Below are 12,891 nucleotides of genomic sequence, written 5' to 3'. Positions count from 1 at the left end.
GAGAGGAGTGGGAACATGATAACTGAACAACTGCGCATCTCATTGAATAATCCTATCATGTGCAATCACAAGGTATATGGACAAGCGTTATTACCCGGCCTTGCTTATATAGATCTGATTTATCAAGTATTCCAAGAACATGGTTACGCTTATCAAGAGCTAGAACTGAAAAATCTGACCATTTTTTATCCTTTGATCGCGGAAGCATCGTATGACATTGCCCTGACAATCCAAGTGTCTGAAAGCAAAAAAGGGACATGGTCCATCTTAATTGAAGGGCAAAAACAGCATGGAGAGTCGTTATCAGGTCATAGACGATATGCTTCGGCCGAGATGCATCATAAAGCACCAGCTGCTTTCACGGAAAAGATCGACCTTCATCAATGGAAAAAAGCGGCCGGCCGAATTCTGAATTTGGACGACATTTATGATCAATGCCGCCGTCAAGAATTAGTGCATACAGGCATGATGAAAGCAGAAGGACAGGTATATGAAACAAAAGAGGCCGCTTTGATTGATGTATCTGTCGGACAAGAAGCATTGCTTCATTCTGAGGCTTTTATGTTTCATCCGACGCTCATCGACGGCAGCGGTTTAGGGTCAAGCGGCTTGCTCTCAAGTGTAAATAAAAACGAACAGACTGTGTATCTGCCTTTGTTTTTCGAATCCTTTACAGCTTCGGAGCCATTACAAAAAGAATGTGCGGCGCGCATTCAGGCTTCCTCCGTGCGCCAGAAAAACGAGCTTACTTATATGACCATTGAATATTTTAATTCTTCTGGACAAAAAATAGCCGAACTTAAAAACTTCGCAAGCAAGTCTGTCCGGGATGCGAAGGCCTTTCAGCCTGAAAAAGAAATCGATCAGCTCCAGGAAGAGAGAGTGGTAAAAGAAACTTCTGTCTCTCATGACGCTGGCCGGAAATACAATGCGTTTGAAAGGTTACTGCGTCAGTTGCTGGCTGAACAGCTTGAAAAACCGGCAGAACAAATGGATATTCACGCCGGGTACTATGAGCTTGGGTTAGATTCGCCATCCTTGCTTGAAATTGTTCAGGCGATAGGATCTCATGTTGGAGAAGATCTCTCTCCCACTTTGCTGTTTGAATATACAACGATTGCAGAATTATCAGCGCATTTGGCTGAAAACTATTTGTTTGGAGAGGCGGACGATGCTGTCCGCCAGCCTCCTGCATCACTGCCGGAGTCTTTAGATGCTCCTTCTTCCCCGCCAAAAAAAGCGGAGGACATTGCGATCATTGGGATGGCAGGCCGTTATCCTAAGGCGAAAAACATACAAGAATTTTGGGAAAATCTTAAGGCTGGAACAGACTGCATCAGTGAAATTCCGAAATCACGGTGGGAATGGAAGGAATTCGATGAACTGACAACACCTTCTGGAAAGCCCTTTTCAAAATGGGGCGGGTTCATTGAGGATGCCGATTGCTTTGATCCGCAATTCTTCAGAATTTCTCCCAGAGAAGCAGAAACCATGGATCCTCAAGAACGCTTGTTTTTAGAGACATGCTGGGAAGCCATTGAAGATGCAGGTTATACGCCTGAGACAATTGCTGCACAGCGAGGCGCCAATAAAAGACGGCATGTCGGCGTCTTTGCCGGTGTCATGCATAAGGACTATTCCCTTATAGGTGCTGAAGCTTTATCCGAACAAAATCCCTTTCCTTTGTCACTGAACTATGCGCAAATCGCCAATAGAGTGTCTTACTACTGTAATTTCCATGGGCCAAGCATGGCAGTGGACACGGTCTGCTCATCCTCTTTGACTGCCATTCACTTGGCGATAGAAAGCATCCGGAATGGGGAATGTGAGGCTGCGATAGCAGGGGGTGTCAACTTATCTCTGCATCCGGCTAAATATATCAGCTATGGCAGTGTGGGGATGCACTCGAGCGACGGCTATTGTCATACATTCGGCGAAGGCGGTGACGGATACGTTTCTGGAGAAGGGGTTGGAACGGTATTATTAAAGCCTCTGCAAAAAGCTGAACAGGATGGTGACCGGATCTATGCCGTCATCAAAGGAAGTGCCATTAATCATGTAGGCAAAGTCAGCGGTATTACGGTTCCGAGCCCTATAGCGCAAGCCGATGTTATAGAAACCTGCTTAGAAAAAACAGGAATCGATCCGCGTACGGTCGGCTATGTGGAAGCGCATGGCACCGGCACCTCATTAGGAGACCCAATTGAAATTCAAGGATTGGTGAAGGCTTTCAGCCGAAATACGCAGGATCAGCAATTTTGTTCGATCGGTTCTGTGAAATCAAATATTGGCCATGCTGAATCTGCAGCCGGCATCAGCGGGTTAACGAAGACCGTTCTGCAGCTGTATTATAAAACGCTGGTCCCATCCCTACACTCAGAAGAGCTGAATCCTTATTTGGAGCTGGATCAATCACCGTTTTTTGTTCAGCGCGAAGCAAAGAAATGGGAGCAACCGGCATTGACAGAAAACGGAATGGAGATTAAGTATCCCCGCCGTGCCGGTGTAAGTTCGTTTGGAGCGTCAGGGTCCAATGCGCATATCATTTTGGAAGAATACATCCCGGCAGAGAACGACTCAGCCTCTGTTTCTGTGAAATATGAAGAGGCAATTATCCCCTTGTCGGCGAGAAATATAGACAGGCTGCAAGCATACGCCGGCAAACTCATTGAGTTTCTTCACGAGGACATTAATCTTTTTGAGCTTGCTTATACACTGCAGGCAGGACGGGTGGAAATGGAGGAGCGGGCAGCCTTCATCGTAAAAGACATAAAGGATCTAATTCATCAACTTCAAGCATTTGTAAAAGGTGAACAAGCCGATCGCTGCTGGACCGGACAGGCCAAAGAGGGCCAAGGGTTTACCGGGGCAAAAGCGGGAGATTTGAAGAACATCGCGGAATCATGGGTTCAAGGAAAACAGGTCAACTGGGATGAACTCTACGGCGCTCGCAAGCCGCTTAAAATAAGTGTTCCAACCTACCCGTTTGCAAAAGAACGCTACTGGATACCGGCACCTGAGACGAAAATCAGCGGCAGAACAACGAATTCTGCATTACATCCGCTGCTGCATAGGAATACGTCAGACTTTTCTGAGCAGCGCTTTAGCTCTAGCTTCACAGGCAAGGAATTTTTTCTATCAGATCATGTTGTGCAGGGACAGAAAATCCTGCCGGGTGTTGCCTATTTAGAAATGGCAAGGGAAGCAGCGGAAAAAGCAGCGGGTGATCTGGAAGATGGACAAAGAATTGTGTCGCTCAGAGACATCGTCTGGATTCGTCCTATCGCGATTGAAAGTGAACCAAAAGAGATACATATTGGCCTTTATCCTGAGGATAGCGGAGAGATCAGCTATGAGATTTACAGCAAAGATGAAAACCAGATGATACACAGCCAAGGGACTGCAATCCTAGGGGCTGAACCGGACATTCCTGTTTTAGATATTAAAGCGCTGCAGGCGGAATGCAGTCTGGATACAGTGACGTCAGAGCAATGCTATGCGGCGTTTCGGAAGATAGGGCTTGACTATGGAGAGGGCTATCAAGGGATTAAAAAAGTGCTTATCGGACACGAACAATTGCTTGCAAAAATCTCCTTGCCCGCTTTTTTGGAAGACGGTAAGAAGCAATTCATGCTCCATCCGAGTTTGATGGATGCCGCTTTCCATGCATCGATTGGTTTTATCGTTAGCTCAGTCAATACGGATGCTCAAGTCCATAAGCTGTCTCTGCCGTTTGCAATGCAGGAACTTAACATTCTTGCCCCTTGCCCTTCTGAAATGTGGTCTTATATTAGATTCAGTTCAGACAGTAAGGCAGAGAACAAAATCAGAAAGTATGATATTGAACTATGCGATGAAGACGGGAATGTCTGTGTGCAAATGAAGGGGGCTTCCATTAGAGCGCTTGAAGGAGAACCTCAATCTCCGGAAGCAATAGCAGCGGGGGCTTCATCGATAGGACATACGATGATGGTTCCTGTCTGGGAACCAGTGTCTCCAAATGCGGAGAACGGTGTCTCGGCTGTCGGCGGACAAGCCGTTTTATTAGGGGGTACTGAGCACGAACAGAAGTTAATGAAACAATACTATCCTCAGGCTGTGGTTTTGGATATCCAGCCGGCAGATCACATGGAAATGATAGTGAACAAGCTGCAAGCGTGCGGCAGCATTGACCATGTACTGTGGATTGCTCCGCTACACTCAGAGCAAATGTTTATTGAAGAACAGGAAGAAAACGTTCTTCACGTATTTAAGCTTGTGAAAGCACTTCTTCAATTAGGCTATGGCGGGGAAAAGCTGGAATGGTCAATTATCACCGTCCAAGCGCAGCCGATTACTCAGCATGAAGCTGTCAATCCTGCTCATGCTAGCATTCATGGACTCATTGGCACAATGGCTAAGGAATATCCGCATTGGAATATCCGGCTGATTGACCTTGAAGAAGGCTGCACTTGGCCGATCAAACAGATGTTTACACTCCCTGCAGACCGTCTTGGGCACGCGTGGGCCTATCGGAATCACCAATGGCATCAGCAGCAATTGATTCCCTATCAGCAATCCCCGTCAAATGATACGTTATATCGAACCGGCGGAGTGTATGTGGTTATTGGAGGAGCTGGGTACATCGGAGAGGCGTGGAGTGAGTATATGATCCGCCGCTATCAGGCACAGATCGTTTGGATTGGACGCAGTCAAATCAATGATGCCATCCAGGCAAAATTAAACCGTCTCTCGGCACTTGGACCTGCGCCTTACTATATTGCAGCCGATGCTGCGGATATGCATTCATTGCAGCAGGCTTATGAACAAGTGAAAAAACGCCATCCTCATATTCATGGGATCGTTCATTCTGCAATGGTTTTATTTGAACAAAGCCTGGAAAATATGACGCTCGAAGAATTCAGAGCTGGATTGGCGGCAAAGGTGGATGTAAGTGTTCATATGGCCCAAGTATTTCAGCAGGAGGATTTGGATTTTGTTCTATTTTTCTCTTCGCTTGTGTCCCATATCAAAAATGTGAAGCAAAGCCATTATGCCTCAGGCTGTGCATTCGCAGATGCATTTGCTTACCGGCTGTCCCAAAGCTGGAGTTGTCCCGTTAACGTCATGAATTGGGGATATTGGGGGAACAGTGAAGCGGCCGAAGATGAAAATTATGTGCAGCTCATGAATCAAATTGGCTTAGGCTTAATTGAACCTGAGGAAGGGATGGAAGCGTTAGAAGCCCTGCTTTCAGGGCCTGTCAGCCAAACGGCTTTCATTCATACGACTAAACCTGTTGCAGTCGAAGGCGTGAATCAGAAGGAATTCATCACCCTTTACCCGCAGCAGCCTTCGATAGACGCCGAAAGCCTGAAGAGACGCCTGCCGGAAACACGGAAAATAAAAAGAGTAACACATGAGGAGCTGGACGCTCTCCTTTACAGACTTCTGTTAGCGCAGCTGCAGACGGCCGGGCTGTTTGATGGTCATACATTATCGGTTGAACGTCTTCAAGGAAACAACAATACTCGTGAGTTTTATGAAAAGTGGCTCCGGCAAAGCAGCGAATTCCTTCTGCAGCAAGACTACCTTAAAAAAGATGGAGATTCTTTGGTGAGGAAGGACAAGGCAGCGGATATAGACATGCTTTGGAATGAATGGGATGCAAAAAAAGCAGAATGGCTCCAAGACAGCAACACAAAAGCGATGGTTGTATTAGCTGAGGCCATGCTGAAAGCATTACCGGATATCCTGACAGGGAAGGTGCCTGCGACAGATATCATGTTCCCTCATTCGTCAATGGAATTGGTGGAAGGTATTTACAAGCATAACCAAGTTGCAGACTACTTCAATACAGTGCTCGCTGATACGTTAACAGCTTACGTAGATGAACGGCTGAAACAGGACCCTAAAACCTCCATTCGCATTATGGAGATAGGCGCAGGTACTGGCGGCACGAGTGCCGGAATCTTTCAAAAACTGAAAACCTATCAAAATCATATAGGAGAATATTGTTATACAGATCTTTCAAAGGCGTTTTTGCTGCATGCAGAAAAAGAGTATGGGGCGGAAAATCCTTACCTGACATATCAGCTATTTGACGTAGAAAAACCAATCGATCAGCAGGAAATCGAGGCAGGCGGCTATGACGTTGTAATTGCCGCTAATGTTCTTCACGCGACAAAAAATATTCGCCAAACGCTGCGGCATGCAAAAGCTGTGATGAAGCACAACGGATTGCTGTTACTAAATGAAATGGCGGGAAACAGCTTGTTTCCACACATCACCTTCGGACTGTTGGAAGGCTGGTGGCTGTATGAAGATCCTGCGCTGCGAATTCCCGGCTGTCCTGGTCTATATCCAAACAAATGGAAAGAGGCCTTAGAAAGCGAAGGCTTTGAATCCGTGTTCTTCCCGGCAGAAGCAGCACATGACCTCAGTCACCAGATCATCGCAGCCTCAAGCAACGGAGTGGTACGCCGTATGGCTATGGAAATGGCGCCTCCTGCAGAAAAGGATTTTTCTCCAGTGAGGAAGGAGCCGGCATCTGTCCAAAACGTAGCTTCAGAGATAGGCGGACCATCAAATGATGCTGTCTTGATAGAAAAAAGCACCGAGTATATGAAAAAACTAATCGGACAAACATTGAAAATACCTGCAAGTAAAATTGATTCATCTGAACAGCTTGAAAAGTACGGCATCGATTCTATTGTCGTTGTTCAGCTCACGAATACATTACGTAAGGAACTGGACCATGTGAGCAGCACTTTATTTTTTGAGTATCAGACAATAGACGCGTTAGTGGAACACTTAATCAAAACGAAAAAAGCAGCACTTTTGAGACTGACAGGCCTTGACCGTCAAGTGCAAAATGACAAGCCGGTAGCAATCAATAACAAATCTTCACAGGAGGCTGGGCAGGCGCCTGACACAACCCGGCGCTATCGTAAGCTTGGCCGCAGCCGCGAGAAAGAAGCACCATCACTGGCACAAGCATCGGTCAGCCGTGATATTGCCATTATCGGCATATCCGGGCGTTATCCTCAGGCGGAGACAGCAGAAGAATTTTGGAACAATCTAAAAGAAGGAAGAAATTGTATAGAGGAAATCCCGGAAGGCCGCTGGGATTGGAAAGCATATTACGATAAAGAAAAAGGAAAAGAAGGCTCGATTTATACAAAATGGGGCGGATTTATCAAAGGTATGGATACTTTTGATCCTTTATTCTTTCAAATTTCTCCGCTAGAAGCAGAAAGAATGGATCCTCAGGAGCGATTATTCCTGCAAACCGCCTATGCGAGTATTGAAGATGCGGGATACACACCAGACTCGCTCTGCTCAAGCAGAAAAGTCGGCGTCTTTGCCGGAGTAATGAACAAAAATTATCCTACTGGCTACGGCTATTGGTCCATTGCCAACAGGGTATCCTATTTGCTGAATTTCCAAGGCCCGAGCCTTGCTGTTGACACAGCATGTTCGTCTTCTCTGACAGCGATCCATTTGGCGTTAGAAAGCATTTACAGCGGATCAAGTGAGTGCGCCATTGCCGGCGGCGTCAATTTAGTTGTCGACCCTGTTCACTATCAGAACTTATCTGTCATGAACATGCTCTCTGAAACTGACAAATGTAAATCATTCGGTGATGACGCAGATGGGTTTGTTGACGGAGAAGGAGTGGGTGCCGTCATTTTAAAGCCTTTGCAAAAAGCAATAGAAGACGGTGACCATATATATGGGGTGATAAAGGCCAGCTCCATTAACAGCGGAGGCAAAACCAACGGATATACGGTTCCAAATCCGAATGCCCAAGCCAAGCTGATTAAAGAAGCCATTCAGCATGCAAATATCCCAGCCAGAACGATCAGTTATCTGGAGGCACACGGAACAGGCACTGCATTAGGAGATCCGATTGAGATTGCTGGATTAACAAAAGCGTTTGAGGAAGATACACAAGAAAGACAGTTCTGCGCGATCGGCTCCAGCAAATCCAATATTGGTCATTGTGAAAGTGCAGCCGGCATCGCTGGTTTGACAAAAATACTGTTTCAGTTTAGATACGGTCAAATCGCACCATCATTGCATGCTGAGCGTTTGAATCCAAATATTGAATTCAGTCAAACTCCGTTTATCGTTCAGCAAAAGCTTGGTGAATGGAAGCGGCCGATCATTGACGGTCGGGAAGTGCCAAGACGCGCCGGATTAAGCAGTTTTGGCGCCGGAGGGTCAAATGCCCATCTGATCTTAGAAGAATATATTCCGAAAACCGGGGCGCAAACACCCCAACATCCTCCTGCTCTGATCGTGCTGTCAGCGAAAAACAGTGAACGGCTTCAAGAAAGAGCGGAGCAGCTGCTCACTGCCGTTCGCGAAAAAAGGTACAGTGAATCAGATCTGGTCCGGATTGCCTTTACGCTGCAAACAGGCCGTGAAGCAATGGAGGAAAGGCTTGGCTTTATTGCCGAATCAATAGAAGATCTAGAGAGCAAGCTGCTAGATTTTATAGAAATGAAAGCAGAGGATCTGTATCTGGATCGTATTGACGATAATAAACAAGCATTAGCGCTCTTATCAGCTGATGAAGATACGGAGAAGATGATAGACGCCTGGATGAGCAAAGGGAAATTTACGAAATTACTGGATCTTTGGGTGAAGGGCTTGTCTTTTGACTGGACAAAGCTGTACGGAGCTCATAAGCCGATCCGAATCAGCCTGCCGACATATCCATTTGCGAAGGAACATTACTGGGCATCAGGTGTTGAAAAGAGAACAACGTCCTTTGAAAACAATATAGAACACCAAGAGCAAGAAGACTTCGAGGTGATGACCTTTAAAGAAGTATGGAAAGAACAGCAGGTGTCTCTCACATCGAAAAGCTTCACAACTCTCGTCTGTTTTCTGACTGACAGCGACAAGCAACAAGCATTTGCTTCAGCTGTGAAAAGCTTTGATCCAGAGACCCAGGTCATATTTGTTTCTCAAGGCGCAACGTACGGCAAACAGTCTCAATACTCTTATCAAATTGTACGGAAGGATCCCGGCACTTTTGAGAAAGCCTTCCGTAGGATTCAGGAAGAACATGGAGAACCGGATGCAATCCTCTATTTATGGGCGACGGAGGATTCAAGCTGTAGTCAAGATTATTCCTGTGCAGTCTATTTATTGCAAGCTATGGCGGCCGCGAAGATTCAACCTGCCCGTGTGTTATTGGCTGGATGTTTTGAAAATGGTCTTGACCGAAGTTATCTGGAATCATGGATAGGATTTGAACGTTCACTCGGGCTAGTCCTTCCGAATACGAAAGTGACAGGAATCTTTCAGGATGCTGATCAAATTCCAAAAGAATCAATGGATGATTGGACAAGTAAGATCTGGACGGAATTACAGGCTTCAACCGAACAAACCGTCTTGTATCAGAATGAGAAACGTTATGTATGTCAGATTGAACAGACAACGTTACAGCCAGGCAACAGCAAATTGAAGTCCGGGGGAACTTACCTGATTACAGGCGGGTTAGGAGGGCTCGGTTATTTATTCGCCAAGCATTTGGCTAAAAACTATGCCGCGAACATCATTCTGACAGGACGAACGCCTATCAACAAAGAAAAACAAAAGCAGCTAAAAGCATTGAGGGAGTTAGGCGGCGAAGCCATGTATGCAGAGGCGGATGTGTGTGATCCGATCGCAATGGGAGACTGCGTGAAACGCGGAAAAGACCGGTACGGCACCATCAATGGTGTCATTCATGCCGCCGGTATCGAAAGCGGGTCCTCTATTTTTGAAAAAGAGATGGATAGCTTCACGCGCATTATTGAACCGAAAATCAATGGAACGATCGCGCTTGACGAGTGGTTTAAAAAAGAAACCCTGGATTTTATCTGTTACTTCTCTTCGTCTTCTGCTATTTTAGGAGACTTTGGTTTTTGTGATTATGCGGTAGGGAATCGGTTCCAAATGGCTTATGCACATTACAGAAACGAGCTTCATCGCGGCAATACGTTTGTTATCAACTGGCCTGTTTGGAAGGACGGCGGGATGTCAATCGGGAATGCCGAAACTACCGAGATGTACTTGAAGTCAAGCGGTCAGCGCTTCTTAGAAGCGGAAGAAGGCATACGTATGTTTGAACATATTTTGTCTCAGCAGGATGCGCAGCAGCTTATCATAGCCGGTCAGCCAAGCCGGGTCCGCCGCTTTTTAGGAATGACTGAACGTGCCGTTCCAGAACCGGACATGATAGCCCCGCCTGCACAAGAAACATCGGGCGGGATGAAGAACCTAAGCGTTGAAAAACGTATGGAAATGGACTTGAAAACGCATATTCACACCTTGCTTAAGATCTCAAAAGACAAGCTAGACTTGAATAAGAACTGGGCCGACTTTGGATTTGATTCCATCTACTTGGCTAAATTCTCGAACGTGTTAACTGACTATTACAAAGTCGAGATAACGCCTGCTTTATTTTTTGGCTATTCAACTTTAAAAGAATTGATCCGCTTCTTTTTAACGGATCATAAAGGCCTGATCGAAGAATTTTACCGTGATGATGCATCTGATACTCAGAATCAGGCAGAAGCTGAAGTGCCGGTTTCTGCAGCACTCGAAACACAAAACAGCCATAGAAGCGGCCGGCAGCTTTACACAGAGCCTATCGCCATTATCGGAATGAGCGGCAGGTTTCCTCAAGCTGATTCGGTTCATGAATTGTGGGACAATCTGAAAAACGGAAAAAAATGCATTTCAGAAATTCCCAAAGACCGCTGGGACTGGCGTGAAGTCAAAGGACATCCAGAGAAAGCAGAAGTGCCGAGATGGGGCGCATTTTTGAAAGACATAGACCGATTTGATCCGCTGTTTTTCCACATATCGCCTAAAGAAGCTGAAAGTATGGACCCGCGCCAGCGATTGTTTCTTGAAGAAGCATGGCATACATTTGAGGACGCAGGATATATGGGAAACCGGATTAAAGGAAAGTCCTGCGGCGTTTATGTGGGTGTGGAAGAAGGAGAATATGCCCACTTAACCGGTGAGACGGATTACATTACCGGCACTCAAAACGCCACATTGGCTGCGCGAATTGCATATGCATTAGATTTAAAAGGACCTAATATGGCGTTGACGGCAGCATGTTCCTCAGGACTTGTAGCCATTCATCAGGCTTGCGCAGCCTTGCGTCAGGGAGACTGTGAAATGGCTTTAGCCGGCGGCGTCAGTCTGAATATTTCTCAAATGTCTTATGAGGCGCTGACAAAGGCGGAAATGCTTTCTCCAGATGGACAATGCAAAGTGTTTGACCAGGATGCCAATGGGCTTGTGCCTGGTGAAGCGGTAGCAGCTGTTCTGCTGAAACCATTATCAAAGGCAATTGAAGATCAAGATCACATTTATGGATGTATAAAAGCAAGCGGCGTGAATTATGACGGCAAAACCAATGGAATGACAGCTCCCAATCCTTTTAGTCAGGCGGAATTAATAGAAAGCATTTATGAAAAATATCAGATCAATCCGCTGGATATTCAATATGTGATGGCGCACAGCACTGGATCAAATCTGGGAGATCCGCTTGAAGTACAGGCATTGACGGATGCGTTCAGCAAATATACGAAACAGAAGCAATTCTGCACCATCGGCTCGATTAAATCATTAATCGGACACACATTTGCAGCTTCCGGTGTGGTTGCTTTGATCAGTATGCTGATGGCTATGAAAAATCAAACCATTCCGGCTACCCATGAATGTGAATCGAGCAACCCCTATATTCAGTTTGCAGAAAGCCCTTTTGTGCTTCACAAAGAGAACCAGCCATGGATCAGAAAAAATCATAATCCGAGGATGGGGACAATCAGCACAACGGGCATCAGCGGTACGAATGCGCATGCAGTAATTGAAGAATACATTCCGGATGAGCAGGCATCCGCGCATCAAGAGCCAACCGAATGTCCGCAAGTTATCGTGCTTTCTGCTCAAAATGAGGATCGGCTTCACGATGCTGTTCTGCAAATGCTTGAGTATGCAGAGCATAATGACAGCCTTTCATTACCTGATGTTGCGTATACACTCCAGGTTGGAAGAAAAGCAATGGAAGCAAGACTGGCGATCGTAGTGAATAATCAGGAACAACTGGTGCGAAAATTGAAGGAATTTGCAGAAGCAGTGAAGAATGGTGAATCATTCGGCCAATTTACATCCTTTTATACAGGGAATGCGGAAGACATTTCAGAAGAACGAGATGAGACATCTCTGAAAACGGTCGTCATAGAAAAAGATTTTAAAAAGATAGCAGATTGGTGGACGAAAGGTAATCATATTTCTTGGGAACTGCTCCATGAAGACAATAATGTCCGTATCGTTCCGTTACCTGGCTATCCATTTGCAAAGGAACGCTATTGGATCTCATCAGATAAGAATATTAGGCCATCGTCACAAGTCGCCCAAAGTGAGACTGACGAGTCCAATGAAGAGAAACACATTCAAGACATCATCGTACAATTTCTGGAACGAGAGCTGAGCCTGTCACGGCATCAAATCAGTTTCAAAAGAAACGTTCAAGAATACGGGATGGATTCAATTCTTGGCCGAAAGCTGATGCGTCATTTAGAAAAGACCATTCAGATCAAGCTGACCGGCCGGGAGCTTCTTGAATTCCAGACAATCCAAGCGCTTTCTGCTTATGTGGCCTTAAAAGCTGAAGGAAAAAACCGAAGCGCGGAGGCTCTGCCGCAAAATCAAACCAACAGCCTGTACAGTGACGAGCAAATCATCGGTTTGATGCAAGAGGTGGCGCAAGGGAATTTGGATTTTAAGAGTGTGCAAAACATCATAGAAGGGAGTTAATCGTATGAACCATAAAGAAATTCTCGATGCCTACAGATCAGGAGAATTAACGATTACTGAGGTAGAAGAACATCTTCA

At 45.9% G+C, this 12,891-nt stretch carries 1 protein-coding gene; it reads left to right on the top strand.

Annotated features, from left to right (window positions below; translation table 11 throughout):
• Positions 1–15 precede the first annotated feature (15 nt).
• A complete protein-coding gene (locus tag KXD37_RS10740) occupies positions 16–12,813 on the top strand; it encodes an SDR family NAD(P)-dependent oxidoreductase (RefSeq protein ID WP_263463522.1) in 12,798 nt (4,265 codons plus the stop codon).
• Positions 12,814–12,891 lie beyond the last annotated feature (78 nt).

Origin of the sequence: Bacillus sp. XT-2 (assembly GCF_025696525.1) — a bacterium.
Lineage (GTDB): Bacteria > Bacillota > Bacilli > Bacillales > Bacillaceae > Bacillus > Bacillus halotolerans.
The sequence above is the reverse complement of the archived record's forward strand: the minus strand, read 5'-3'. Positions and strand labels throughout refer to the sequence as shown.

Coding starts and splice junctions, on each gene's coding strand:
- KXD37_RS10740 (WP_263463522.1), top strand. CDS start 16: ATGATAACTGAACAACTGCGCATCTCATTGAATAATCCTATCATGTGC.